This is a genomic window from Janthinobacterium sp. EB271-G4-3-2 (assembly GCF_020858035.1).
Lineage (GTDB): Bacteria > Pseudomonadota > Gammaproteobacteria > Burkholderiales > Burkholderiaceae_D > Janthinobacterium > Janthinobacterium aestuarii.
This window is the reverse complement of record NZ_JACYMG010000008.1, coordinates 88,535-115,528: the sequence shown is the minus strand read 5'-3', so window position 1 is coordinate 115,528 and position 26,994 is coordinate 88,535. Positions and strand designations below refer to the sequence as shown.

Annotated in this window: 20 protein-coding genes; 13 read left to right on the top strand and 7 right to left on the bottom strand. The window is 64.4% G+C overall.

Annotated elements, in window-relative coordinates:
• Window positions 1-5 precede the first annotated feature (5 nt).
• From IGS55_RS17670 to IGS55_RS17645, 6 genes are all read left to right on the top strand, one after another.
• Complete coding sequence (locus tag IGS55_RS17670; protein ID WP_230516795.1) at window positions 6-1,376, top strand: hypothetical protein; 1,371 nt, start codon at window positions 6-8, stop codon at window positions 1,374-1,376.
• Entirely contained in the window at window positions 1,369-2,103 is a 735-nt protein-coding gene (locus IGS55_RS17665; RefSeq protein ID WP_219329729.1) for a hypothetical protein, read from the top strand. The genes IGS55_RS17670 and IGS55_RS17665 overlap by 8 nt, the downstream gene beginning before the upstream one ends.
• Window positions 2,104-2,111: 8 nt before the next feature.
• Window positions 2,112-4,943: an ATP-binding protein gene (locus IGS55_RS17660; RefSeq protein ID WP_230516685.1), complete on the top strand. Its 2,832-nt coding sequence runs from the start codon at window positions 2,112-2,114 to the stop codon at window positions 4,941-4,943.
• 5 nt (window positions 4,944-4,948) lie between these two features.
• The gene (locus IGS55_RS17655; protein ID WP_230516684.1) at window positions 4,949-5,947 is read left to right on the top strand and encodes a DUF4424 family protein; all 999 of its coding nucleotides are present in this window, start codon (window positions 4,949-4,951) and stop codon (window positions 5,945-5,947) included.
• 2 nt (window positions 5,948-5,949) lie between these two features.
• Window positions 5,950-6,528: a nucleotidyltransferase family protein gene (locus tag IGS55_RS17650; RefSeq protein ID WP_230516683.1), complete on the top strand. Its 579-nt coding sequence runs from the start codon at window positions 5,950-5,952 to the stop codon at window positions 6,526-6,528.
• A gap of 88 nt (window positions 6,529-6,616) precedes the next feature.
• Window positions 6,617-7,426 (top strand): hypothetical protein, encoded by an 810-nt coding sequence (locus tag IGS55_RS17645; protein ID WP_230516682.1) that lies wholly within the window; start codon window positions 6,617-6,619, stop codon window positions 7,424-7,426.
• 10 nt (window positions 7,427-7,436) lie between these two features.
• Here the strand turns inward: IGS55_RS17645 and IGS55_RS17640 are convergent, their stop codons facing one another.
• The gene (locus IGS55_RS17640; protein WP_070305427.1) at window positions 7,437-7,955 is read right to left on the bottom strand and encodes a hypothetical protein; all 519 of its coding nucleotides are present in this window, start codon (window positions 7,953-7,955) and stop codon (window positions 7,437-7,439) included.
• A gap of 221 nt (window positions 7,956-8,176) precedes the next feature.
• On the opposite strand from IGS55_RS17640, the gene IGS55_RS17635 reads away from it, so the two are divergent.
• Both IGS55_RS17635 and IGS55_RS17630 read left to right on the top strand, forming a co-directional pair.
• Window positions 8,177-8,329 (top strand): hypothetical protein, encoded by a 153-nt coding sequence (locus IGS55_RS17635; protein ID WP_175444616.1) that lies wholly within the window; start codon window positions 8,177-8,179, stop codon window positions 8,327-8,329.
• Between the two features lie 24 nt (window positions 8,330-8,353).
• Window positions 8,354-8,593 (top strand): hypothetical protein, encoded by a 240-nt coding sequence (locus IGS55_RS17630; protein ID WP_034753464.1) that lies wholly within the window; start codon window positions 8,354-8,356, stop codon window positions 8,591-8,593.
• 153 nt (window positions 8,594-8,746) lie between these two features.
• On the opposite strand, the gene IGS55_RS17625 is transcribed toward IGS55_RS17630, so the two are convergent.
• Together IGS55_RS17625 and IGS55_RS17620 are read right to left on the bottom strand one after the other, a co-directional pair.
• Window positions 8,747-13,162, bottom strand: coding sequence for a translocation/assembly module TamB domain-containing protein (locus tag IGS55_RS17625; protein ID WP_329958129.1), 4,416 nt, complete (start codon window positions 13,160-13,162; stop codon window positions 8,747-8,749).
• Window positions 13,163-13,170: 8 nt separating this feature from the next.
• A complete protein-coding gene (locus IGS55_RS17620) occupies window positions 13,171-15,069 on the bottom strand; it encodes an autotransporter assembly complex protein TamA (RefSeq protein WP_230516680.1) in 1,899 nt (632 codons plus the stop codon).
• A 220-nt stretch (window positions 15,070-15,289) separates the two neighbouring features.
• Between IGS55_RS17620 and queC the strand changes: the two genes are divergently transcribed.
• Window positions 15,290-16,003 carry a 7-cyano-7-deazaguanine synthase QueC gene (queC, locus tag IGS55_RS17615; protein ID WP_230516679.1) on the top strand — a complete coding sequence of 238 codons (714 nt, stop codon included), beginning with the start codon at window positions 15,290-15,292 and terminating at the stop codon, window positions 16,001-16,003.
• 77 nt (window positions 16,004-16,080) lie between these two features.
• On the top strand, window positions 16,081-16,998 hold the full coding sequence (locus IGS55_RS17610; RefSeq protein WP_230516678.1) for a sterol desaturase family protein: 918 nt from the start codon (window positions 16,081-16,083) through the stop codon (window positions 16,996-16,998).
• On the opposite strand, the gene IGS55_RS17605 is transcribed toward IGS55_RS17610, so the two are convergent.
• On the bottom strand, window positions 16,982-17,701 hold the full coding sequence (locus IGS55_RS17605; RefSeq protein ID WP_230516677.1) for a helix-turn-helix domain-containing protein: 720 nt from the start codon (window positions 17,699-17,701) through the stop codon (window positions 16,982-16,984). The two genes, IGS55_RS17610 and IGS55_RS17605, sit on opposite strands and share 17 nt — an antisense overlap.
• A gap of 224 nt (window positions 17,702-17,925) precedes the next feature.
• On the opposite strand from IGS55_RS17605, the gene IGS55_RS17600 reads away from it, so the two are divergent.
• On the top strand, window positions 17,926-20,964 hold the full coding sequence (locus tag IGS55_RS17600; protein WP_230516676.1) for a sensor domain-containing diguanylate cyclase: 3,039 nt from the start codon (window positions 17,926-17,928) through the stop codon (window positions 20,962-20,964).
• Here IGS55_RS17600 and IGS55_RS17595 read toward each other — a convergent pair whose 3' ends face one another.
• Window positions 20,965-21,339: a hypothetical protein gene (locus tag IGS55_RS17595; RefSeq protein ID WP_230516675.1), complete on the bottom strand. Its 375-nt coding sequence runs from the start codon at window positions 21,337-21,339 to the stop codon at window positions 20,965-20,967.
• Between the two features lie 211 nt (window positions 21,340-21,550).
• Here IGS55_RS17595 and IGS55_RS17590 point away from each other — a divergent pair, with 211 nt between their 5' ends.
• A complete protein-coding gene (locus IGS55_RS17590; RefSeq protein ID WP_072457088.1) occupies window positions 21,551-21,787 on the top strand; it encodes a hypothetical protein in 237 nt (78 codons plus the stop codon).
• Between the two features lie 121 nt (window positions 21,788-21,908).
• Window positions 21,909-22,418, top strand: coding sequence for a hypothetical protein (locus tag IGS55_RS17585; protein WP_034753470.1), 510 nt, complete (start codon window positions 21,909-21,911; stop codon window positions 22,416-22,418).
• Window positions 22,419-22,594: 176 nt separating this feature from the next.
• Here the strand turns inward: IGS55_RS17585 and IGS55_RS17580 are convergent, their stop codons facing one another.
• Together IGS55_RS17580 and IGS55_RS17575 are read right to left on the bottom strand one after the other, a co-directional pair.
• Entirely contained in the window at window positions 22,595-25,762 is a 3,168-nt protein-coding gene (locus IGS55_RS17580; RefSeq protein WP_230516674.1) for an efflux RND transporter permease subunit, read from the bottom strand.
• A gap of 25 nt (window positions 25,763-25,787) precedes the next feature.
• On the bottom strand, window positions 25,788-26,993 hold the full coding sequence (locus IGS55_RS17575) for an efflux RND transporter periplasmic adaptor subunit (RefSeq protein WP_230516673.1): 1,206 nt from the start codon (window positions 26,991-26,993) through the stop codon (window positions 25,788-25,790).
• Between the last annotated feature and the right edge of the window lies 1 nt (window position 26,994).

Here is a 26,994-nt window from a genome sequence, read left to right as displayed (position 1 = left end):
ATATAATGGCAAGTGCAGCCGTGGCTACGGATGCAAATCAGATAGAGCAAGAGCATCACGATTCCTTGCAGGCGCATTTCCAGCCCAATATTTCGGCCGATGAAATCGAGCAAGTTTTTCACTTGAAGCGGGCGCAGCCCCTGCTGCAAGTGTTTACGGCTCTGTTTCACGGCGGTTTCGATGGCGTGCTGGTGCGTCTGCTCGTGTTGCGCGAACTCGCGTCCGATGCGGCCACGTCAGCCTATACGCGCGCCGATATCAATACGAAACTGGCCTATCTGTTGCCGGAAAGCCTGGAAACGGTCTTGCTGCGCCTGCGCTCGAACCAGTTGCTGGCCTGGGATGCACAGCAGGGCGTGTACCGCGTGACGCCGATGGCGCGCAACGTGCTGTCGGCCATCGACAGCTTGCTGGGCCTGGGCCAGACGGAAGACGAAGCGGAAATGGGCTTTCTGCTGTCGCAGGTGGCGGGCGCGCAAGCCGTCGGCGGCGTATCCGTTGAACAACTCCAGCATTTGCTGGGGCGCCTGGTGGACTTGACGGAGGAGTTCTCCGACGCGATTGCGTCCGGTTCCGAATTCCGGCTGCGCACGGCGCAGGCGAAGTGGAACATGGCGTGCGACTGGGTCGAGAAGGGTTCCGAGATTCTCGTGGCCATCACGTCCGACGAAAACGCGGACAGCGCCACGCACAAGGCGGCGCAGGCGATCGGCCGCGCGCAAAGCAAATTGCTCAACATGCAAGGCATGTTTTCGCGCGCGCTGAACCAGATCGAGCGCCAGCGCGTGCACCTGGGCCAGTCGGGCCTGTCGACCACGGACATCAAGCGCTGGCTTTTGCTGCACGAAGACCTGGCCAGCCTGGCCGAAGGCGCCATTGATCAGCCCGTCGTGCCGCTGTTCTCCACGCCGGCCGAGATGATCGACGTGGCCGAAACGGAACTGCTGTCCGAACGGGCGGCAGGCATTACCAACACGGGCCTGCCCAGCGGAGAGGATGCGCCCACCACCATCAGCGACGGACCCGCCATGCAGCTTGAACTCGATGACCTGTTGGACCGCCTGTCGAACTTCGCCAGTCTGGGCAATTTCCCCAGCATCGGCGAAGAGGGACCGAAATCGGTGCCCGTGCAGGACTCGCTGCTGCCTGCCAGCTTTGCCGTGGCGTCGTACCGCGCCTCGATGCTGCCGCTGCTGGGCGACGTCTCCGAAGCGAGCTTGCAAGGCTCGACGGCCGAACTGGCCCGCTTGCCGATCACCTTTACACCGACCGACGAGATGGTCCAACTGACCGACCCCCACGTGGCGGCCATGTCGATCGCCTCGCTTTCACTGAATGTTTCACTTGATTTAGATAGCGGCACCGCCGATGAATGACGATTCCCAAATCCTGATTGCGCGCCTGCTCACGCATCAAACCCTGCGCCGCGACGACAAGCTCGTCAAACGCGTGCTGTCCGACGAGCTGTTCCGCGCCGAGATCGATGCGCGACTGCTGGCCTGCGGCTTGAAGCTGCTCGACAACGTGTATGCCGACCACGTGACTTTGGCACTGACGCGCACCATCGAGCCGAAGATCTTCGGCGCGCGCGATGTGTGGCAAAACAATAATTTCGGTTTGGCGCGCGATGGCGTGGCCTTGCTGGTGGTGCTGTGGGCGCAGATCATCCTGCCCAAGCGTGAACGCCAGGAAACGCACCAGCATGCGGACGACGATCAGAACGATATGTTCGGCACGGAAAAGCCGCTGCCGCGCGCGGAAGACGCGTCGATCGGCATTTCCTACAAGGCGCTGCTGTCCGACTTCGGTGACAAGCTGGGCAAGAAGACGCGCATGGACATGAATTTGGGTACCTTGGCCAAGCTGGGCTTCATCGAGCGGCGCGGCGATTTCATCCTGGAAGGTCCGTTGCTGGACCTGATGATGGACACGGACGTGTTGAAAGAGCGCATCATCAACGGCGCCCTGGCCGACGTATTCAAGCGGGCGCCGGCGCGCCTGGTGGCCATCGATCCTGACGCCGATCTGGCAGACGACCTGTCCGCCGACATCGGCGACCTGCCTGACGCTGGCGACGAGCCCGCGTCCGACCTTCCTCACTGAAAGCGCCCATGTTTCATATCAAATCACTTGAACTGGTGCACTGGGATTACTGGCAGCGCATCAAGAATATTCCGCTCGACGCGAAGATCATCACCATCGCGGGCCAGAACGGTTCGGGCAAGACCACCTTGCTCGACGCCTTGCGCACCCTGTTCGGCCTCGACTGTTCGATGGGGCGCACGTATAAACACTATGCGCGCCACTCGGGCCAGCAGACGGCCTGGCTGCGCGCCGTGGTCGACAACAAGAACGTGGGCAAGCAGCTGTCGAACCGCCCGTTCCGCAGTTCCGGCTTCTTCAGCGACGATGAAGTGACCCTGTTTTGCCAGATCCAGAAAAATGGCGGCGACTGGAAGCGCCAGTATCTGATGCGTCCGGGCAATGTGCAGATCGAGGACATCACGGATGCCAACGACTGGCTCGGCGTGGAAAACTACCGCAAGCGCCTGGCCAACGCGGGCCTGTCGCCAGCCATGTCGAAAGTGCTGGCGCTGGAGCAGGGCGAGACGGACAAGCTGTGCGAATATGCGCCGCGCCAGCTGCTCGATCTGGTCTTCCAAGTGTTTGGCGACAAGGAAGTGCTGGATGCCTACGACGAAGCCAAGCGCCACCAGCGCGACACGGAAGTGGAGCTGAAACGTTTCGAGACGGAACTGGAAGCGTCGAAAACCAACCTGGAAGGCTTGCGCCTGCGCGTGGCCAATTACCACCAGTGGGAAGGGCTGCATAAAGAGCGCCGCAACCTGCTGGAAGAAGTGCTGCCCAGCCTGCAATACCACGAGGCGCGCGAAAAAGCGGCCATCGCCAGCCGGCAATTGCGCGATGCGCGCAAGCCGATGGCGCAGGCGGACCAGCAGCTGACCGATAAACGCAATGCGCTGGCTGCGCAAGCCAAAGCCCTGTCCGACGCGCAGATGAACGAAACCCTGCTGGAGCAGGAATCGATCGGCCTGCAGAGCCGCCTTTCCCTGATCAATGCCAAGCTGAAACCGCTGGACAGCCTGCTGGAACAGAAGGACCGCTTGCAGAAGCTGGCGGCGGACTCGGGCAGCGACATCGCCGAAGTGGCGGCCCAGCTGGAACAGAAGGAAGCGGAACTGCTGCGCCAGCGCCAGCAGCGCGACGCCTTGTCGGCGCGCATCGCGGGCGAGCAGGCGACGATTGCAGCATTGCAAGGCAAGACGGCCATGCCGGAGCCGGACAATGTGCGCGGCATGCGCCGCGCGCTGCGCGACGCGGGCATTGCCCACGCGATGCTGTCGGACATCGTCGAAGTGACGGACAGCCGCTGGCAGGGCGCCGTCGAAGGCGTGCTGGGCGGTTACGCCTCGGTCGTCTTGCTCGACAAGGCCAAGGATGCGGCCGCCGCTTACCGTCTGGCCGAGAAGGAGCGCTACCGCCACTTCATCGTGCCCGACCTGGTCACGGCGCCCGTGGCGAAAGACGAGAGCTTGCTGGCCGTGGTGAAATTTTCCGCGCCCGTGCCAAGCTGGCTGATCGAGCAGCTGTCGCGCATTGCCCGCGTCGATTCCGTCGAAGCGGGCTTTAAATTGGGCAACCACGAAGAGTGGATCACGCCCGAGGCCTACCACCGCGAACGCCGCGGCGGACGCTCGCTGTTCGTGGAAGCATCGCGCTACCGCTTCGGCCAGGCTGGCCGCAGCGGCCGCCTGGAAGCGCTGCTGCGCTCCTTGCCGGGCCTGGAAGGCCAGGAAGACACGCTCACCCTGGCGATCTCGAAGCTGGCGGCCGAAGTGGGCGCCCTGAAGGCGCGCATCGCCGGCGTCGACGCGGCCAAGGAACTCAGTGCGCGCCAGGAAGAATTCGCCGAAGCGCTGCGCAATTCGAAGCCGCTCAAGGAAGAGCGCCTGGAAGTGGGCGGGCGCCTGGGCGAGCTGCAAAACCTGACGAAGAACGCCACCGTGGCGCGCACGCGTGCCGATACGGTGTGGCAAAACGCGCGCCTGGCCTTGTCGGAAGCGGAAGCCGGTTCGCGCCTTGGCTACAAGAAGCAGATTGAACAGCGCGCCGAGCACGCGCGCGCCTTGCTGGCCCTGCGCCACGCATGGCGCCATCTGCCGAAAAGCTGGCGCCGTCCCGCGCGCCGCGCGGCGCTGGTGGCCGAGCACCAGAATGCGCACCAGGTCGATCTGCGCGTGGCCAGCCTGCAAAACAGCCTGGCGCGCGACGACTGGGAACTGGACGCGACCGTCATCGACCAGCACCACCGCCTGTCGGACCAGCTGCACGGCCGCCAGTCGGAAACGGACGAGCGCCGCTACCAGAACAACCGCGCCATCGAAGCGACGGGCAATGCCCGCGGCGCCTACATGGAGCGCTTGCGCTACACCATCAAGACCTACAGCAAGAACATCAAGGAGCTGGGCGAACTGGCCGGCATCGAAGTCCATGCCGACCCCGTGCGCCTGGAAAACGACGACGTGCAGCTGTCGCAGGCGGGCTTGCACGTGCGCTTCAAGTTCGACGGCAAGGGCGTCATCGGCATGAACGATGGCGAAGCGTCGGGCGGCCAGCAGGTGATGAAGTCGCTGGTGTTGTTGATCGGCCTGCTGAAATCGGAAGACGGTTCCGGCGGCTTCGTCTTCATCGACGAACCGTTTGCCCATTTGGATATCCGCAACATTCAGCTGGTCGGCGAATTCCTGAAGAACACGGAAGCGCAATACCTGATGACGACGCCGCTGACGCACAACACGGATGTCTACGATCCGTCGGAGCTCACTTTGATCACCAGCAAGAAGAAAAAGGATACCCAATGGGCGCAACCGATTTTCGTGCTGCAGCGCCGGGTCGATCCGGCACCGGGCAAGGCGGCGTGATGATCATGCGCAAGCTGGTTCTGGCCACGGCCCTGTCGCTGGCATTGGCAGCCACGGCCGTGGCCAACGACGGCATCGGCTCCGTGAGCGCGGGCGGCATCCTGTTCGGCAAGACGGATGCCGTGGCCATGAAAAAGGAAGTGCTCAGCGTGAGCACGGACTTGATCAAGGTCGAGTATGAATTCCTCAACGAGTCGGCCAAGGATGTGGAAGAGACGATCTTCTTCCCGCTGCCCGAATACTCGTCCGGCTACCATGGCTCGCCCACGTATTACGGCCAGCCGCAGCAGTTCACCGTCGACGTCGATGGCAAGCGCAAGGACTATCAAACGACCTTCGTCGCCAAGCTCGACGCCGAGGACGTGACGGCCCGCTTGCGCCAGCTGGGTCTGTCGGATGCGCAAATTGCCTATTTCCCCTCGCACACGCCGTTCGACAAGAAGGTGGCGCCGCTGACGGCCGCGCAGAGCAAGATCATGATACGCGAAGGCTTGCTGGCCCAGCTGTATGACGAGGAATGGGTGCCGGCCTGGACCGTCAAAGTCATCTACCTGTGGCAGCAGAAATTCCCCGCCGGCAAAGTCGTGCGCGTGCGCCATCAATATGCGCCGTTCGTCGCGGCCGGTCCGGGCGCGTCCTACCTGGGCGATGGCGATACATTTGAAAAGAAATACTGCGGCGACAAGGCCTTCTACAAGACGTGGAACCGCCTGGCGGCCAAGCAGGGCGAGAGCGGCTTCGTCAATGCTGTCTGGGTGTCGTACATTCTGACGACGGGCAACACGTGGAAGAATGGCATCGAAGACTTTACCTTGAACCTGATCAAGGGCAAGCCGGACGAGCTGATCAGCCTGTGCTTCCCCGGCACGTTCACGAAAATCAGCCCCACCACCTTGCAAGTCAAGCTGCGCAACTTCCATCCGAAGCAGGATCTCGACGTGTACTTCGGCAATGTCGAAAGCGCGGGCGACCACGACGGCGTGGCGCCACGGATCCGGCCATAGGAATGAGCACGCAGGAAGCGCTGGCCGCGCGCCTGCGCGCCATCGCCCGCGCCACGCCGTGGTGCATGCAAGCCCTGCGCGCCGTGGCGCAGCTGGGCTTGCCCCACTGCTGCATCGGTGCCGGCGCCGTGCGCAACCTCGTGTGGGACGCCTTGCACGGCTACGCGCAACCGTCGGCATTGAGCGACATCGACGTGGCGTATTTCGATGCGCACGATGTGCATCGGGAAAGCGAAACGCAGTTGCGCCAGCGCCTGGAAATCGTGCTGCCCGGTGTGCCGTGGGAAGTGTGCAACCAGGCCCGGGTGCACCTGTGGTTTGAAGATGACTTTGGCTACGCCGTGCCACCGTTGCTGTCGCTCGACGACGCCATCGCTTCCTGGCCCGAGTTTGCCACTTCGGTTGGCATCTATCTGCAGCCTGACGGCGAGATCGGCATCATCGCGCCGCATGGCCTCGATGACCTGTTCGCCATGGTGGTGCGACGCAACCCCGCGCGCATCAGCGAAGACGGCTATGCGCAACGCCTGGCCAGCAAAAACTATGCGGCGCGCTGGCCGCGCGTCACCCTCATCGCCTGAGAAAAATGATGGTTTAAAAGCAAGTAAATGCACTGTGGATACAGATTGCCTATAATTGCCAATTTCTCAATAGTGTTCTGCTGATTCCATGTCCCTGTCCATTTCCATGCCGCTGCGCCGCTTCGGCCGTTTGTTCTGCCTTTCCTCCGCCCTCGTGGCGCCCGCCGCCTGGGCCGACAGCTACAGCGATTTCCAGCAAGCGAGCGGCCAGCTCGAAGCGCTGATGGCCAAGGTGGCGCCGCAAAGCGGCTTGCCGCGTCTGGGCGACCCTGCCGTGGCGGCATTGTTTGCCCATATCGCCGATGGCCCCCGCCTGTTCCAGGCGCCCGTGGCCGCGCTGCAAGACATGAATCAGAGCGTGGCCGTGTGCGAGCGGGCGACCAATCTGGGCAAGGCGTATTACACGTTTGGCCTCGCGCGGCCGCTGCCGTTGTCGGGCGCGGAGCCGCAGCAGGCGCGCAGGGAACAAGTGACGCAGAACCTGGCCGATTACGGCGATGAAATGGCCGCCTTGTTCGCCTTTGGCATGCATTGCCATGCGCACTTGATTGGCTTGATGGAAAAGGAGTTCAGCAGCCAGCCCTTGCAGGAGGTGAGCAGTGCAGAGCGTATGCGCGCCCGCGCCTTCAGCAAGGGATCGAGCACCATGTTTGTGAACGTGGTGCAGTTCGTGCAAGTGCCGTTCTGGAACGTGGCGCAAAAGCAGCGGATGCTGGAAGCGGCGGCGCAGCACGCCGCGGCGAATGCCAATTTGATGGCGCCGCCCTTGCGCGAGCGTTTGCTGACCAGTCTGGCCGATGCGGACAAGGATCTCGATCCGGCCCTGGCGCCGGCGCTGGCGGCGATACGCCAGGCGCTGTCGGTGACGATGTGTACCGGCCTGTGCCAGTACTACTGACTGATGTGACTTACTCGGATGCCTGCAGCGGCTTGTTGCGCTGGCGCCAGCGCACGAGGCCCCACGCATACACGGCGTAGTAGCCGATGACGAGGCCGTAGGCGGCCATGGTCAGCGGACTCTGGCCGAACGGCGGCGGCGGCACGGGCACGTCCAGGCGCGTGTTCAGGTAGATTTCCATGCCGCGGTACAGCAGACGGGCGATGAACAGCATCGTGACGGCCAGGCCCAGGTAGCGGTGCTGGGTAAAGAAAAAATCCTTGCCGACCTGTTCGAAGCGCGTCAGCTTCAAGCCCAGCACGCCCAGCCAGCCGCCGGCCAGCGCGCCAGCGCCCAGGCTGGACAGGGGCAAGAGCTCGAATTTCGTCGTCGTTGCCAGGAACAGCAGCAGCGCGGGAAAGACGATCGCCACGCTCCAGTGGCGCCACAGCTGCGACTTCTGGCGCGCCACCAGTTTCTTCAGGCGCGAATAAATGCGCCAGACCAGCAGCGGGACCAGGAACAGCAGGGCGAGGGTAGTGGTTTCCATGTAGACATTCAGGTGCGGGTAAAACAGCGATTGTAAGCCAGATGGGGACGGGCGGCGATGCTTGTCAAACAGCAAAAGTTGCTGGTTGACATTTACATGGCATGAACGCACTATGCCCTGTCACATCATGCTGTGGCCGCGGACGCGAGGCCGGCAGGCAAATATGGGCAGCGGCACGCATCTCGTGGTATGGTCTTCCTTTGCCCGCAGGGAGGCCAGCCATGTCAGTCATCCATACCCACCGCGCGCCCGACCCGGCGCCCGTCGATGAACCCATGCCGGCGCCGGAGCCGCAAGAAGCGCCCGGGCGCCAGCCGGGGCCCGTGCACCCGGTGCCGCAGGACGATCCCGTGCCGCACCCGCATCCCAGTTAATCTCTTCAAGAAAGGCTGTTTTAGATGGCAATTGTCAAGGAAGTCTACACACGCAAAGTCAGCGGAGAATCGTTCGACTATGAACTCGACTACACCCAGGGCGCGGACGTGGCCTGGATTGCGCGCGTGTACCACGACGGCGTGCTGAAAGGCTCGCCGCACGGCGCGCTGACGGCCAACGTGCTGTCCGGTCCCGCACTGGAACAGTACCTGCGCGCCTACGTCGAAGGCATGATCGAGCGGGGGCTCGACGTGGCCGAGTAAGCTGTTTGCGTTAGAGCAAAGAAAAGGGCGCCGAGGCGCCCTTTGTGTTTCTGGTGGTGTCGGATGACGCGCATGCACATGTACCGTAGGTCGGATTAGCCCGCCAGGGCGTAATCCGACAACATGGTTGGCACCACGATGGCCACGACCAATCTAATCAAACGCCCACGTATACAACACGTCCAGCGCATTGTTCGTGCCCGTCTGGAATTGCAGGGTGATGCGGCGGTTCAGCTTATAACGGAGCTTGACCAGGCTCGTCGCCGTGCTGGTGCCTTGCTCGAACGTCAGGTAGGCGCGCGACGACAGGCGCTTGCCGACGGTGACGACCGTGCTTTCCAGCCCTTGCGCCTGCGACAGGCCCACTTCGTCGAGGCCCAGCGAATTGGCCAGCTTGCCTTGCAGGCCGCCGCCGGAGCCGCCGAAGAGGGCGCCGGCCGCCGTCGTCAGGAGGGCCATTTCATCTCCGGCCGCCGTTTCCGCGCCGTGACCGAGGATCAGCCAGGCCAGCTTGTCGCTGTCCGACACGCTCGGCGTGGACACCAGCTTGGCCGTCGGCGCCTGGGCCGTACCGCGCACTTCCACGCCCGCTTCCACGTTCGTTTCCGACAAGGCTTCGCCTTCGGGGCGCTTGCGCACGGCCAGGATGTTCAGCGACGGGTTATCGTAGGCGCCCGTGAAGGCGATCAGGCCCCGTTCGATCGACAGCTTCTGCCCGTAGGCCGCGTACTGGCCGCTGGTGACCTTGATGCTGCCCGTCACGCGCGGCGCGGCGCGGTTGATGACACGCGCGCGCACATTGCCCGCCAGATCCGCGTCGATGCCCATGCCGCGCAGGTGGAAGGCATTGCCCAGGTCGAACTCGAGGTCGATATTCAGGGGCAGCGACGGCGCTTCCTTGCCGCCCTTGACTTCCTTGCCCAGCACCACGACGTCGCTGCTTTGCGTCGGCGTGTCTTGCGGGGCCAGTTCGATCAGCGCGCGGTTGGCCTTGAACTTGCCCTCGAAGCTGAAACGCTTGTCGTTGCGCACCAGCGTGCTGTTGCCCGACAGGACCAGAGTGCGGTCGGGGCGCGACAGCGCCTGCAGGCGGTCGGCCAGCAGTTTCAGTTCCAGGCTCGCTTCGCCATTCGCAAAGCGCACCCAGCCATCGGCCTGCACCTTGCCGTCGCCGCCGTCAAAGCTCAGGCGCTGCAATTGCAATTGATCGCCGGCCAGCTTGGCTTGCAGTACGCCATTGCGCAATTTCAAGCCCTGGTCGGCCCAGTTCACGAGCAGCTTGCTGCCGTTGATGTCGCCATTCAATTGCGGCGCGCCGATGGTGCCGCTGCCGGACAGGGCCACCTTCAGGGCGCCGCCCAGTTCCAGACCCGGCTGGCCCGTCAGCGGCGCCAGCCACGCCAGCGAATCGATATTGGTGGCGCCCGTCAGCGAGAGGGCGCTGTCGTTGCTGATGCGTCCGCCCAACATTTGCACGGTGGCATTGATGTCGCTCTGGCCCGCGCGCGCGCCGTCGAGTTTCACGGCCAGGCGCAATTGCTGGTTGGCCACATCCACTCGCGCATCGAGCGTGCGCAAGCCCAGCGCCAGCGGCTGTTCCACGCCCACCGTCACGTCGCCTTTTTCGCGGTAGATGTGCAGCATGCCGGCCAGGGACGGATCTTTCTGCTTGGCCGTCGGCACCTGCATGTCGAGCGACCATTGCGCGCCCAGGGTCAGGTCGCTGCGCGCATTGGCTTGCAGCGCGGGAATCACTTGCGCCAGATAGGTCAGCGCCACGCCGGCCGCCTGGCCGGAACTGGTCCAGCGGGGGCCGTTCTTGACGAGGCTTTGCATGGTGATGCTGCCCGCCGGCAGTTTGATGACGGTATTGCCCACGCTGATCTGCTCGGGCTGGCCCAGGCCCGCCACGCCACTGCCGGCAGGGCCTGCCACTTTCACGGGCACGGGCGCTTGCAGCACGAGCGCATAGCGGCCCTTGTTTTGCAGGCTGTCGATCGTGCCCGTCCAGCTGGCGCCGCTCTGGCTGCCGCGCACTTGCACGGTGGCGTCGAAATCGTCATTGCGCGCCGCCAGGCTCACCGTATGGCTGCCGCGCGTGCCCGTCGTGCCCAGGCGGGCGCTGGCCAGCTTGAAGGTGGGTGTGCTGTAGCCCGTGATCTCCAGGCTGCTGACCATGGGGTCGAGCGCGCCCTGGCCAGTGCCCACGCTGGCGCTGCCTTTCACGGCTTTCAATTGCTGGTCGCCAAAGAAGGTCAAGTCCTTGCCGTCGAGCGTCAGTTGCGCGGCGGGCGCGTCCATCTTGCCGGAGACGGAACCGGCCGCATGCAGCACGCCGGCAAAGCGCGGTCCCAGGGTCGACAGTTGCGGCGCATCGAGCTTCCACGTCAGCTGGTCCGTGGCGCCGCCGAGCGCGCCCTTGGCCAGCAGGCTGTTCGGTCCCAGGCGCAATTCCGTATCGACGCTGTCGATGCGCTTGGCGTTGGCCGACAGCTTGGCGTAGCCGGCCAGCGGGGCGTTTTGCAAGGTCGATTCGCGCAGGGCCAGGTTCAGGGCCACCTGCCAGTCGCTCGTCAAGCGGCCGCTGCCGTTGAAATCCGCATTGACGTTGCCGTTCGGCAGGGATGCGCCAAACGCGGCCGGGTTGATCTTTTGCAGGGACCCCGTCATTTTCAATTCCGCCTGCTGCTTGGCTCCCGTCAAGCCCACTTCGCCGCTGGCGTGGATGGCGCTGTCGGGTGCGGGACGCTTGCCGCTGGTCAGGCCCAGGCCCTTCGCATCGGCAACAAAGCTCGTGCGCGGCTGCTGCATGGTGCCCTGCACCACGCCGCTGGCCAGCACCGTGCCCAGCAAGTCGCCCTGCAAGGCGGAAAGTTGCCGCGCATCGACGTTCCAGTTGAGTTTCTCGCCGGCGCCGCCAAAGTTGCCCTTGGCCGTCACGTTGTTCTTGCCCAGCGCCAATTGCACGTCGATGCCGCTGAAGTGGGCCGCATCGGCCGTCAGCTTGCCCTTGCCCGACAGGGGCTGGTCGAGCAGCTTGCTGGGGCGCACGGTGAAGTCCGCGTTCGCCAGCCATGTTGGTGCCACGTGGCCATTCGCGCGTACCTCGAGGTTCAGGTCGGCCACGGGAAAGGCGCCGAAGTCGGCGGGATTGAGACGGCTGGTGCTGGCCACGGCCTTGAACGGTTGCTCGTCCTTCAGGCTGATCTGGCCCGTCGCATGGACGCTGCTTTTGCCCGCTTGCAAGGTCGCCTTGCGCAGTTGCACCAAGGAGTCGGCCAAGGTCGCTTCCACGTCCAGGCGCAGCTTGGCTTCACCGAGCTTGGCGCGCAGGGTCTGCATCTTGCCGTCGCTGTCGAGCACGATATCGCCGACGATCTTGGTGCTGTTGATGCTGCTGTAAATGTGCTGCAAGTCGATCTTGTCCGTGTGCAGGGTCAATTGCGCATTGCCGATGGGCGCGTCGGCCGCGTCGCGGTTAAGCTTGCCGCCGCCCGTGAATTTGCCCGCGTTGCCGAAATCGATGATGGCCGACTCGAGCGTCGTGGCCGTCAGGGTGCCGCCCAGGCGCGCCTCGAACTGGCGCAGCGGCAGCTTTTGCTGGTCGATGGGGCCCGGCGTGGCGTGGTTGAGGATGGCCAGCTTGCCCGACACGGTTTGCGCGTTGGGGCGCGTGTCGATGGCGGCGTCGAGTTCCAGGCTCAGGTCCGCCTGCGGCAAGGTGGCGTCGAACTTGCCCGGATTGATGTTGCGGCCACGGATGCTGGCCGAGCGCAGGATGATGACGGGGTCGAACGGCGCCAGCGCCAGCCGGGCGTCGGCCGTGGCCGCGCCCGCGCTGCCCTTGGCCGTGACGTTCAGCACGCTCAAGTTGCCGCCCAGCTGCAGCGCCAGGGCGGCCGGTTTTTCGCCGGCCGGTGGCGTCACTTGCGTCAAGCCGGCCTTGCCTGACAGTTTGAATGGCTGCGTGGCGGCTATCGTCGCGCTGGCCGTGGCCTGGCCGAACGGCGTCAGGGCCGACGCGTCGTCCAGCTGCCATTGCGACTTGTCGCCCGACAGGGTGAAACGGATTTTTTCAAACACCGTGTTGCCGCCCGCGCTGACCAGGGTCACCTTGTCCAGGCGCGCGTCGGCAATGCCGATCCTGAACGGCGCGGCCAGGCTGGTGGGCATGGTCGACGGTTCCTCGGACGGCGCCGTGCTTTCCACGGACAGGCTGGCCACGTGCAGTTCGCTGATGGCGATACCTTCCGAGAAGAACTGGAACGGCGACCAGTTGATGTCGATATTGTCGGCCGTGATGTGCTGCGTCTTGCTGCGGTAGCTGACGTGGCCCAGGTGCATGCGGTTGTACAGTGAACCGGACACGCCCGACACTTCGATCTCGCCGCCGCTGGCGCTGGCCACTTTTTGCACCAGCATCTGCAAGGTCGATTCGCGGCCCAGGAACCAGAAGGCGCCGCCCAGCACCACGGCCAGGCTGGCGACGGCGATCAGTACGTAGCGCATCGCCCGGCGCGTTTTTTTGGCCGGCGGCGGAGGGATGGCGCCGGGGGATTCGGTAGTCATATCGGACATCAGAAAGTGAATCCCAGAGAGAAGTGCAAACGGTAGGCGTGGACGGCGTGGCCATATGCCACGTCGACATTGATGGGACCGACGGGGCTCTTGTAGCGCCCGCCCAGGCCGTAGCCCGATTTCGGCGTCATGGCCTCTTTCATGGTGTCGGCCGCGTTGCCGGCGTCATAGAAGGCGGCGATGGCCCACTTCGGCTTGAACCAGTACTGGTATTCGGCGCTGCCGGTGAGCATGTAGCGCCCGCCGACGGTAGCGTCGCCCTCTTTGACGCCCAGTTCCTGGTAGGCATAGCCGCGCACCGACTGGTCGCCGCCCGCGCGGAACAGGTAGACGGCCGGCACGCCGCGTTTTTCCTTCGAGCCCAGCGCGCCCATTTCGCCGCGCACGATCAGCTCGCCCTTTTCACCGAGCGGATGGTAATACACGGCCTTGCCGGCCACGCGCACGAAGCGCTCGTCCGTCAGCACGGGCAGCAGGGCGCCGCCCACCTGGGCGTTGATGACATAGCCCTTGGTGGGGAACAGCAGGCTGTCGAGGCTGCGCTTGGTGATGGCATAGGTCAGCGGCAAGCTCTTGCTGCGCGTCTGTTCCAGGCCCACGACGGTTTTGTTTTCACTGAGGAACTCGAACGTCAGGCTGCGCTCGAGGTTGGTGCCGCCCCAGTTGCGCTTGGCCGAGATGGTCGTCACAGCCGTGATTTCGTTGGAAATGTCGCTGCGCTCGAACGAGGCGCCCGCGCTGTCGTTGTAGCCGCGCTCGGTCGTTGGAAAGTAAAAATTGGCGTGCGCCGCCTGTTTCTTCGTTTCCATGGTGATCGCGCTCTTGAAGCGCGTGCCCCACACGTTCAGGTTGTCATAGTTGAGCTGGGCGCGATTTCCCGTGTTGGTACTGAAACCGAGACCGGCGCTGACGTTCTGCTGCTTGTTTTCCGTCACGCGCACGACCAGCGGCAGCTGCGGCGCGGGGCCGCGGTTGGCGGGCTTGGCGTCGGGCGCGGCGCCGGCGGCATCGGCTTGCTGGCTTTCCTGGCCCGCCTCGATCTGCTCGCTGAGGATGCTGCTCATGTCGGCGCTCACTTCCACGCTGGCAAAGTAACCGGTGTCCTGCAGGCGCGCCTGGAACGATTGCAGCGCCGATTCGCTGTAGTACTCGCCCGGACGTATCTTGTCGAGGTTGCGGATGATGCTGGCATCGTAGCGCTTCAAGCCTTCGATGCGCAGTTCGCCAAAGCGCAGCTCGGGGCCGCTGTCGAGCACCACCAGCAAGGAGACTTTGTGCGTTTCCGGGTCGACCACGGCTTGCGTATCGACCAGCTGTGCGCGCGGGTAGCGCGTCTGCACCACTTCGCGCAGCAGCGCGCGCTTGGCCGCTTCCCAGTCGGACTGGCGAAACACGCTGCCCGTCTTCAGGGCCCAGCTGCGCTTCAGCGCTTCCGTATCGTAAGGCTCGCTGGCGGCCAGCGGCGGTGTGGGGTCGAAGCCGCGCAATTCCAGCTCGACCTTGTCGATGGTCGCGGGCTGGCCCGGGTCGACGTCGACGATGACGACGGGCTTGGCGCCCGTCGTGTCGACGCGCACCGTGACGACGGGCGTGTAGTAGCCGGCCGTGGCGATGAGGTTTTTGGCTTCCTCGGGCGTAGCGCGCACGAGGCGGCGCAATTGCTCGCGGTCCATGCGCGGGTTGCCGCGGAAGCGTTCCAGGTCCAGGTTTTTTTCGAGCAACTCATCGAGGTCGCCGGGCGCGTTGACCTTGACCTCGTACTGCAGCGGCGCTGGCGCCGCTTCCGTGGCGCTGGCGCTCTCTGGCGCGGCATCCTGCGTGGCCTCTTGTGCGGCGGCATGGGCGGCAGGAAACAGCAATATGGCACCGCCGGCGGCCGCCAGTGTCAGTTGACCCATTACTTTTGCCACTACTTGTGCCAAAATTCGTGGTCGTATCGCCTTGCCGGCAGTCGTATGCCGTATGGGTCGTGCAGAAAACATGGTGCTCCAGATAAGTAAATGCTGACTGCATGTTACCGGAATAGGTAAACTGATGGCGGACGAATAAGTATTTTTTGCGCAGGGAATCATGTTTTCCCGCGCACTCGGACAGAATAAAACTGAAAAGAAAGAAATTATGCTAGCAACGGACTCCGCACTGGTGCTCTTTAGCGGTGGACAAGATTCCACCACCTGCCTGGCCTGGGCCCTCAAGCACTATAGCCGCGTCGAAACCATCGGCTTTGATTATGGCCAGCGCCATGCGATCGAACTGACCGTGCGCCCCGGCGTGCTGGAACAGATGCGCCAGCAGTCGCCCGAGTGGGACAGTCGCCTGGGCCAGGATCACATGATCGACCTGTCCCTGATTTCCGCCATTTCCGATACGGCCATGACGCAGAACGTCGAGATCGTCATGCAGGAAAACGGCTTGCCGAACACTTTTGTTCCTGGACGCAATCTGCTGTTCATGACGGTGGCCGCCACCGTGGCCTACCGCCGCGGCTTGACGGTGCTGGTGGGCGGCATGTGCGAGACGGATTTCTCCGGCTATCCGGATTGCCGCGACGATACGATGAAGGCGCTGCAAGTGGCCCTGAACCTGGGCATGGACACGCGCTTGAAGCTGGAAACGCCGCTGATGTGGCTGGACAAGGCGCAAAGCTGGGACCTGGCGGAAGACCTGGGCGGCCAGCCGCTGGTCGACCTGATCCGCAGCGGCACGCATACGTGCTACCTGGGCGAGCGGGGCCAGTTGCACGACTGGGGCTATGGCTGCGGCACTTGCCCCGCCTGCGCCCTGCGCGCGAATGGCTACCAGCAATACGCTGCGAGAAAAGCGCTGAAGTAACAGGTTGCGCCGTTTCTTCAAGCGGCGCGGCAGGGAGGCCAGCCATGCTGTGGTTTTTGCCACAGGAGCGTCTTGCCATGAAATCCCTCTTTGCCGCGCTGTACGGCCCCGTGTTCTGGGCCGGCTTCATCGGCGCCGCCGCTTGCCTGATCGCGGCGTGCCACTATTCCCTGTGGGCCTTGCCGCCCTTGCTGCTGCTGGCCCTGCTCACTTCCTTTCTTGCCGAACGCTATCTGCCGTATGACGGCGCGTGGAACCACGGTCACGGCGACGGCTGGCGCGATACGCTGCACGCGCTCGTCAATGAAGCGCTCTACCTGCTGGGCCTGGCGGCCTTTCCCGTGCTGGCCGGGCACCTGGCGCTAGGCCCATTCTGGCCAGTCCAGTTGCCGTTCTGGGCGCAGCTGCTGCTGGCGATCCTGATTGCCGATTGCGGCATCACGCTCGTGCATTACCTGAGCCACCGTTATTATTTTTTGTGGAAACTGCATGCCGTGCACCACAGCGTACAGCGCATGTACGGTTTCAACGGTTGGATGAAACATCCGCTGCATCTGCTGCTCGAAGCGGCGGGCGGCATGCTGCCCTTGCTGCTGCTGGGCATACCGGAGAAGGTCATGGCCGTGCTGGCGTTTGCCGTGGCGATCCAGCTGTTGCTGCAGCACGCGAATGTCGACATGCGCATGGGGCCGCTGCGCCACGTGTTCGCGTGGGCACCCTTGCACCGTTTTCACCACATGAAGTATGGCACGGCCGGCGACGTGAATTTCGGCCTGTTCTTTACGTGCTGGGACCGCCTGCTGGGCACGGCGTTCGACGCGCCCGGCTACCGCATGCGGGGCGAGGACCTGGGCATCGGCAGCCGTCCCGATTATCCCGTCGCTTATGGACCGCAGCTGCTGGAACCGTTCCGCTCGGAAGAGGGCGTGCGCGCGCCCGCGCTGCCGGCCGGCTTGCAGCAGGCGCTCAATCGTGCCGTCAATCGAGCAGCTTGACGTCGAGCTGGCGCAAGCTGCGGTCGGCGCGCACGCCGAACAGGCTGCGCATGGTGCGTGAAAAATGCGCGGCATCGGCAAAGCCGGCGCCGTGGGCCGCCTGCGTCAGAGTACTGCCGAGCAAGATGAAACGGATGGCCAGGCGCAAGCGGCGCCACAGCACCAGCCGCCGTACGGGCAAGCCCAGCTGGGCGCTGAACAGGCGTTCCAGCTGGCTCAGCGACAAATGCGCGGCCTCGGCCACGGCGGCCGCGCTGACCTTGCCGGACAAGAGCGCATCGACCTTGTCCAGCGCCCGCAGCAGGCGGGGATCGGGCAAGCGCTCGCGCGGCTGCGCCTGCAGCGCGGCGGCCAGGCTGTCGAGGCTGGGTACGCCGGCGCTGGCGGCCGCCGCCAGCAGGGCCGCGCCACCCAGGCGCTGCGGCTCCGCATAGATGGTCAGCATGGGGGCCGGCGCGGCCACGATGGCGTGCGGGCGCAGGCTGTCGACGAGCAAATGCCGCGCCGTGTGGACGATGCCGTCGAGCTCGGCCGTGAAAGGCGCTCCCGTGCTCAGCATCAACTGGTGCGCATAATGGGCGTGGCTGTCCGTGGCGCCCGCTGCGCCATGCAAGATGGCAAAGTCCGGCGCCAGCCAGAGTGTTCCCTGCCAGCTATCTTGCTGCAAACGCGGCTCCTCGGTGATGGATTGCGGGGCGATCATACCAGTGTCGGGCGATGGTTTTCATGGCATCGAATTTTCCTGGAGTACCCATCATTGCATCGATGAAATATGTGCTCTTTTTAATACAATATTCAGCATTGCAAGGGCGCCCGCTGTAACGTACTATCATTCTCATCGACTACCGATGGTAGTTGTACAGCCCGCTGCCAGCCCTGTTGCCGGCCGTGAAATGGTTTGATGTTGGTCCTGCCTGTCAGCCTGTCATGTCTACACGCGCGTCTTCGTCGTGGTTTGCCAAGCCAGTGTCGCACTGGGTGGGACCGCGCGCGTTGGCCGCGCTGGTGCTGGCGCTGTGCCTGGGGTTGACGTATGGCGCCTGGCGCAATGCCCATGATGCCAGCGAACAGCAGGTGCAGGCCGATTTCGATTTCCGCGTGCGCGAACTGGTGGGCAACATCGCCGGCCGCATGCAGACCTACATCCAGGTGCTGCACGGGGTGCAGGGACTGTATGCCAGTTCGCAGGAAGTCACGCGCCGCGAATTTCATGCCTATCTGTCGGTGCAGCAGGTGGACCGTCACTTTCCCGGCATCCACGGCATCGGCTACCTGCCGCTGTTGCCCGGCGCCGCCCTGGCGCGGCACGAGGCCAGCGTGCGCGCGGAAGGCTATCCCGGCTATGCCGTGCGTCCGCACGGCCAGCGTGCCTGGCATGCGCCCATCACCTATCTGGAACCTTTAAGCGACAGCAACCTGTTGGCCTTCGGCTATGACCTCTGGTCCGAACCCGTGCGCCGCGCCGCGCTCGAGCAGGCGCGCGATACGGGGCGGGCCGCCATGACGGGCAAGATTCACCTGGTGCAAGATGGCGGCAGCGACCAGGCGCATGGCTTCCTCGTCGTGCTGCCCGTGTACGGGAATAGTGTGCCGCATGGCACTGTGGAACAGCGGCGCGCCGCCTTGCGCGCCTGGGTGTTTGCGCCGTTCCGCATGGACGACCTGATGGCGGGCGTGGGCGGCGAGGCGGCGCGTCAGCTGGACCTGGAAATCTATGATGGCGCGCAACTGGCCGAGGCGTCCCTGATGTACGACAGCTTGCCGGGCGGCTTTTCCTCTGCCGCGTCGGACAGCCTCGTGTCGCGGCAAGTCATCACCATCGCCGGCCGACCCTGGACCTTGCGCGTGCGCGCCATGCCGGGCTTCGATGGCGAACTGCTGGCGCGGCCCCGTCTGGTGGCCTGGACGGGTGTGCTGGCCAGCATCGTGCTGGCGCTGGCCGCCTGGCTGCTGGCGGCGGGCCGCGCCCGCGCCCAGGCGGCGCTGGCGCGCTCGAGCGAACTGACCGGCCAGTTGGAGCAGGGGCAGGCGAGCGTGCTGGCGATGGCCGAGGCGGCGCAGCGCAGCCAGGCCATGCTGCGCAGCATCCTCGATTCGACCATCGATGGCATTCTGGTCGACAATATCAATGGCCGCATCTTCACGTCGAACCGGCGTTTCCGCGACCTGTGGCAAGTGCCCGACGCGCTCGACTGGCAAGCCGATGGCGCGGCGCTCGTGCGTCACGTGGAAAGCCAGCTCGAGCAGGCGGCGCCTTTCCTCGGAGCACGCACCCACGCGCCGCACGGCCACCGTGAGCGGCGCGACGTGCTGCACCTGCGCGATGGACGGGTGGTCGAACAATATGTGCGCAGCATGCAGTTGGGCAATGAGCAGGCGCGCTTGTGGACTTTCCGCGATATCAGCGAGCGCAGCCAGATGGAACGGCGCGAGCATACGCGGCGGCAAGTGCTGGAAATGCTGGCCACGGGCGCGCCGCTGGAACGGGTGCTGGAAAGCGTGGTGCTGAGCGTGCAAGCCGACCATCCCGCCATGCTGTGCAGCATCTTGCTGCTCGATGAAAGCCGCCACCGCCTGGTGCTGGGCGCGGCGCCGAGCTTGCCCGCGTTTTTCAACCTGTCCAGCCATGGCCATGACCTCGACACCTTGCAGGGCGTGCATGGCATCGCCGCGCAAGCCGTGCGCGACGGCCAGCGCGTGATCGTCGGCGACTTGCATGCCGCTGCGCAGGAAACGATGGAACTGGCGTGCCGGGCCCAGCTGCAATCGTGCTGGGCCGAGCCCGTGCGTGGCGGCTCGGGCAAGCTGCTCGGTGTGCTGATGGCGTATCACCGCCAGCCGACCTTGCCGGGCGCCGCGCATCTGGCGCGGTTGAGCGAGGCGGCGCACCTGGCCGGCATGGCCATCGAACAGGCGCAGGTGGCGCTGGCCCTGCGCGCCGGCGAAGCGCGTTTCCGCAGCCTGTACGACCATGCGCCCGTGGCCCTGTGGGAACAGGACTGGTCTGCCGTGCGCGCCGCGCTCGATGCTCTCGAGCAAGCGGGCGTGCGCGATCTGGGTGCCCACTTCCAGGCCAATCCGGACGCGCTGCGGCGGCTGGCGGGGCTGGTGCGCATCATCGACGCGAACGGCGCCGCGCTGGCGCAGGTGCGGGCCAACGAGGACGACCAGCGCCGTGGCGCGCTGAGCCTGGCGCAGAATTTTGACGACAGCGCCTTGCCCCGTTTCGGCGATGCGCTGCTGGCGCTGGCTGGCGGCGCCCACCTGTACGAGTGCGAGAGCAGCTTCGTGCGTCTCGATGGCGCGGCGCGGCAAAATGAATTGAGCTTGCTGGTGATGCCCGGCCATGCGGACAGCCTCGATTTCGTCATGGTGTCGTCGCTCGATATCACCGAGCGCAAGCGCATGAACGCGGAATTGCTGCAGCTGGCCACCACGGATTTCCTGACCGGCTTGCCGAACCGGCGCCACTTCATGGCGTCGCTGGAAAACGAGCATGCCCGCTTGCAACGCGAGCTGGCCAGCTGCGCCAGCGTGCTGATGCTCGACATCGATCACTTCAAGCGCGTCAACGACGAGTATGGCCATGCCGTCGGTGATGCCGTGCTGCGCCACCTGGGCGCGCAGATGTGCCAGGCGCTGCGCAAGGTCGACGTGCCGGGCCGCGTGGGCGGCGAGGAATTCGCCATCTTGTTGCCGGGCACGGATCTGGGCGCCGCCGCCGTGTTTGCCGAACGGCTGCGCCGGCGCGTGGCGGAAAGTTCGCTGACCATCGATGGCGGCACGGTGATCACCATCACGGTGAGCATCGGCATGGCCGCCATGGCCGGTACCGATGCCGATTGCGACGCCGTGCTGGCGCGCGCCGACGAGGCGCTGTACCGGGCCAAGCGGGGCGGGCGCAACCGCATCGAACAGAATGACGGCGGCGGCGACGGCGTGCTCAGCAAGTTTATGGCGCAGTGATTACAGGCTGTGCTGACGCGCTTGCGCCTGCTTGCGGTTGCGGCTGACGATGAGCCAGACGATGGCGACGGGAATCAGCAGCGGCAGCAGCACGGGCGTGCTCAGCGCGAGCGCCAGCACCACGCACAGGGCCACGGCGGCGATCAGCACCACGCTCACGCCGGCCAGCACCACGCCCGCCACGATGGCGGCGCACACCACCGCAATGGCGGCGATCAGCAAGCCGCCGCCGGCAAACACGAGGCCGAACAGCCACTCGAGCGGACCGTCGATATCGTCGCCGTTGAACTGCATGTGCATGTCGCTGCCGCCGACCTTGTCGAGGAACAGGCAGGCGAGCATGACGATGAGGACGAAGGTGAGCAGTTTTTTCATGGTAGGCCTCGCAGTGTGGGTGATCGGGTATTGCATGGTCACACTGTAGGGGCGCGCCCGGCTTGCCGCCAGCGGCGTGCGACAGGCCGTCATTTTCACGGTATGGAAGGCGCTGGAGGCCAGAAAACGCTGATCTGGAACAAGATTTCTTTTCTTGTAATGTGCGCAAGCCGTCCTATACTGAATACCTCACTCTCGCAAGGAGGGCAACATGCTTTTGTTTGCAGACACCGGGGATCAATCGCTATCCCCCCCTGACCATCGAATCACGCGCCAGCGTAGCGCCACGCAGTCCTGCGCCGAGCCCGTCGGTGCGCCATCGGCGATACCGCCGATCATCATCAATCCTTTTAATTACCATGCGCCGCTGCCGGCCATCGACCCGCGCTGGGTACCGCCGGGTCCGCCGCTGACCTGGCCCAACCGGCCTGCCATGTCCATGTGCTGACAGTCGCGTGGGAAGATGCCGGACGGAAGTGTTGAACGTTCACCCGTGCCGCCGGGAACGCGGCACGGGCGGGCGTTTTCGACTATCATGCTAGCCCCGACCTTCCATCACGAGCACCGCCATGAGTACCGATTTCCCCGACTTTTCCGACGAAGCAGCCGAGCAGGACAATGACGCCCCGATCCAGGAGCCGCGCCTGTGGGTCGGCAATGGCTGGACGGCGAGGGTGATCAAGAACGAGGAAGATGAAGGCTGGGCCGTGGCCATGATCAAGGATGGCGAACCGGAGCCGGCGCTGGTGGGCCCGTGGACCATGGGCCGCGACAAGAAAAACCCGAAGCCGCTCGACGTCAACGCCTTCAATACCCTGGTCAAGACGGCGTCGGAAGTGCTGCGCCGCCACGAGCAGCAGCTGCATGCGCAATTGCACAAGAACCTGTTCGTCGCCACGGACGAGGGGCAAGTCAAGGTGATGTTCGACATCGTCCCCGACGAAGACCACCCGTACGCGGAACTGAGCGCTTACGACGCCGATGGCGAACAGATCGCCAAGGTGCGCACCTCGGCCGCGTTCAAGTTCAACGCCACGTCAGCGGCGAACTGGATCGAGGGCGGCTACCGCCGTCCGTAATCCAATGCCACCACCGGCGTCAACAATGTGTCGGATTACGCGCTTGCGCGCTAATCCGACCTACCTCCTCTTTTTTCCTGCGATACGCGAGCCGGTACAGCAGCGGCAGGCGTAGGTCGGATTAGGCCTGAAAGGCCGTAATCCGACATCTTGTTTGCGCCAGTGGTGGTGTCGGATTACGTTACTTCGGACCTAATCCGACCTACATCCGACCTACCTCTTGCGGCATACGCGAGCCGGTACAGCAGCGGCAGAACCAGCAAGGTCAAGGCCGTCGACGATAAAATGCCGCCGATCACCACCGTGGCCAGCGGACGCTGCACTTCGGCGCCCGTGCCCGTGGCGATCGCCATCGGCACGAAACCCAGCGACGCCACCAGCGCCGTCATCAGCACGGGCCGCAGCCGCGTGATCGCGCCTTCCCGTATGGCATCCTGCAAGGGCATGCCCTGTTCGCGCAGCTGGCGGATGTAGGCGATCATCACGAGGCCGTTCAGCACGGCCACGCCGGACAGGGCGATGAAGCCGACGGCCGCCGAGATCGACATGGGTATGTCGCGCAGCCACAGGGCGACGATGCCGCCCGTCAAGGCGAACGGGATGCCGCTGAACACCAGTAAACCATCCTTCACGTTGCCGAACATGGCGAACAGCAAGACGAAGACGAGGGCCAGCGCCACGGGCACCACCAGCTCCAGGCGTTTCGTGGCCGACTGCAGCTGCTCGAACTGGCCGCCCCAGCTGGTCCAGTAGCCGGCGGGAATGGCCACTTGCGCTTGCAATTGCTGCGTGGCGTCGGCGACAAACGAGCCGATATCGCGCCCGCGCACGTTGGCGCTGATGACGATGCGGCGCTTGCCGTCTTCGCGGCTGATCTGGTTCGGTCCCGGCGCCACTTGCAGGCTGGCCACTTCACCGAGCGGAATGAAGCGGGCACGGCCTTCCGCCGCTGCGCCCAGGGGCAGGGCGATGGGCAAACGTTTCAGCTGCTCCAGGTCGCTGCGCAGGCTGTCGGGCAGGCGCACGACGATGTCGAAGCGGCGGTCGCCCTGGAACAGGGTGCCGGCCTCCTGCCCGCCGATGGCCGTGGCAATCGCCGCTTGCACGTCGGCAATGTTGAGGCCGTAGCGGGCCGTCTGCTCGCGGTCGATCTGCACCGTCAGCATGGGTAAACCCGTCGTCTGCTCGACCTTCACTTCCGTCGCACCGGGTATCTTGCCCAGCACGCCGGCGATCTTCGCGGCCGTGCTGTCGAGGACAAGCATGTCGTCGCCGAACAGTTTGACGGCCACGTCGCTGCGCACGCCGGAAATCAGTTCATTGAAACGCAGCTGGATCGGCTGCGAAAACTCGTAGTTGTTGCCCGGTAAACTAGTGGCCGTCGCTTCGATTTCCGCCAGCAATTGCTCGCGCGATTTTCCCGGTTCCGGCCATGCGTCGCGGGGCTTGAGCATGATGTAGCCATCGGAAATATTCGGCGGCATGGGGTCGGACGCGATCTCGGCCGTACCCGTGCGGGCGAAGACGCGCGCGATTTCCTTGTGGTTTGCCATGAGCTTGCTTTCCAGCTGCTGCTGCATGGCCAGCGATTGGCTCAAACTGGTACCGGGGATGCGCAGGGCCTGGATGGCGATGTCGCCCTCGTTCAGGCTGGGCACGAATTCGCTGCCCATGCGCGTGGCCAGCAAGCCGGACAGCACGACGGCTACCGCCGCGCCCGTCAACACGACGGGCGTGTTGCGCATGACCTGGTCCAGCAGCGGCGCATACCAGCGCTTGGCGGCGCGCATGATGGCGTTTTCCTTCTCCGCCACCTTGTCGCCGATAAACAGCGCGACGGCGGCGGGAATGAAGGTGATCGACAGCAGCATGGCACCGAGCAGGGCAATCACCACCGTCAGGGCCATCGGCGTAAACATGCGGCCCTCCACGCCCGTGAGCGCGAAGATGGGCAGGTACACGACCATGATGATCAGCTGCCCGTACAGCAGGGGCCGGCGCGCTTCTTGCGAGGCTGCAAACACTTCCTGAAAACGTTCCTGCAAGGTCAAGGGCCGCCCCAGTTTTTGCTGCGCATGGGCCAGGCGGCGCACGCAGTTTTCCACGATGACCACGGCGCCATCGATGATGATGCCGAAATCGAGCGCCCCCAGACTCATCAGGTTGGCGCTCACATGGTATTGCACCATGCCCGTAAACGTGAACAGCATGGCCAGCGGAATCACCATGGCCGTGATGACGGCCGCGCGGATATTGCCGAGGAATAAAAACAGGATGGCGATCACCAGCACGGCGCCTTCCAGCAGGTTTTTCTTCACCGTATTGATGGCCTTGTCGACGAGTACCGTGCGGTCATACACGGTGACGGCGTGCACGCCTTTCGGCAGGCTGCGGTTGATCTCGACCATCTTCTTGTCGACGGCTTGCGACACGGCGCGGCTGTTCTGTCCGATCAGCATGAAGACGGTGCCGAGCACCACTTCGCGGCCGTTTTCCGTGGCCGCGCCCGTGCGCAGCTCGCGCCCCAGCACCACGTCGGCCACGTCGCGGATGCGGATCGCCACGCCCTGCACATTGGCGACGACGATGTTGCCGATGTCGCTTTTTGACGCCACCTGGCCCGGCGCGCGTATCAGCAACTGCTCGCCCTGCTTTTCGATATAGCCGGCGCCCACGTTGCTGTTGTTGCGCTCGAGCGCCGTCACCACGTCTTGCAGGCTGATGCCGTAGGCGGCCAGTTTTTCCGGATAGGGCGCCACCTGGTATTGCTTGGCGTAGCCGCCGATGGCATTGATTTCCGTGACGCCCGTGACATTGCGCAACTGCGGCTTGATGATCCAGTCCTGGATTTCGCGCAGGTCCGTCGGCGTGTAGGGCGTGCCGTCCGGCTTTTTCGCGCCGTCCTGCGTTTCCACCGTCCACAGGTAGATTTCACCGAGGCCCGTGGACACGGGCCCCATCTTGGGCGTGATGCCGGACGGCAGACTTTCCTTGGCTTCCTGCAAGCGCTCGTTGATCATCTGGCGGGCAAAATAAATATCCGTGCCATCCTTGAAGATCACGGTCACTTGCGACAAACCATAGCGTGACAGCGAGCGCGTCTGTTCCAGGTTCGGCAAGCCGGCCATGGCCGTCTCGATGGGGAACGTCACGCGCTGCTCGGTTTCCAGCGGCGAATAGCCGGCGGACTGGGTATTGATTTGCACCTGCACATTGGTGATATCGGGCACGGCGTCGATGGGCAGCTTTTGATAACTGTAGATGCCGAGGCCGGCCATGGCGGCGACGGCCAGCATCACCAGCCAGCGCTGGTCGATGGCGAAGCGGATCAAGCGTTCAAACATGATGGTTTCCTTAGCTTTGACGTGATCAGTGTTCGTGGCCGGCGGAGTCCTTGCCCAGCTCGGACTTCAGGACAAAACTGCCTTGCGCCGCGTACGGCGTGCCGGCGGCCAGGCCCTGCTTGATGTGAGTCAATGTGCCATCGCTGCGGCCCAGCACCACGGGCGTGGCCTGGTAGCCATCTTTTATCTGCACGAAGACGACGGGCTTGTCTTCCACCGTCTGGATGGCCGTGCTGTGCACGGTGACGGGCGCGTCCGCTTCGCCGGACACGACCTCCACCGTGACGAACAGGCCCGGGCGCCAGGCCATGTCCGGGTTCTGCAAGCTGATGCGTGCCTTGGCCGTGCGCGTCTGCTCGCCCAGCAGCGCGCCCACGTAGGTGATCGTGCCTTGCGCGCTGGCGTCAAACGCGGACGCTTTCACCTCCGCCTTGCCTCCCATGCGCACGGTGGCCAGGTCTTTCGCCGGCACGGCGATTTCCGCCCACACGGTCGACAGGTCGGAAATGACGAAGATATTCGCGTCTTCCTTGACGGCCTCGCCCAGGGTGATGTGTTTTTCCAGCACCATGCCATCGAACGGCGCGCGGATGTCATAGCGGTTCAGCGGGCCTTTGCTGATACCGCTGGCGCCCAGCGCGCTGAGCTTTTGCTGCGCGTTCTGCACGGCGATCTCCGCTTCGCGCCACGCCTGCTGCGCCTGCAGGTAATCCTGTTCGGCCGAAATTTTCTCGCGCCACAGTTTTTCCTCGCGCTCATACGTGGAGCGGGCCAGCGACAAGCGCCGCTGCGCCGACAGCAGCGCGCTGCGCTGTTCCGACAATTCCGTGCTGGCGATGACGGCCAGCACTTGTCCCTTTTTCACCAACTGGCCCAGGTCCGCCTGCACGGCTTCGACCACGCCGGCCAGGCGCGGCACGACGTGGGCCGTACGGTCTTCATTGAACCGGATTTCACCGGGCAGGGCGACCGTCGTCTTGATGCGGCCAGGCGCGGCCGTGGCGATGACGACGCCAGCGGCCTTGCTTTGCGCCGCCGTCAATTCCAGCTTGCCTTCCACTTCTGCGTGGCCATGTTCGTCTTTCTTTTCAGCATGTGCTTCCGCCTTGACGGCAGGGGCGGGCGGGGCGCTGGACTTGCCGGTACCGAGGATGAGGATTGCCAGCACGATGCCGGCGGCCGCGATGGAAGCGATGGCGACCGCCTGCTTTTTGTTGAGTGTGATGTTCATG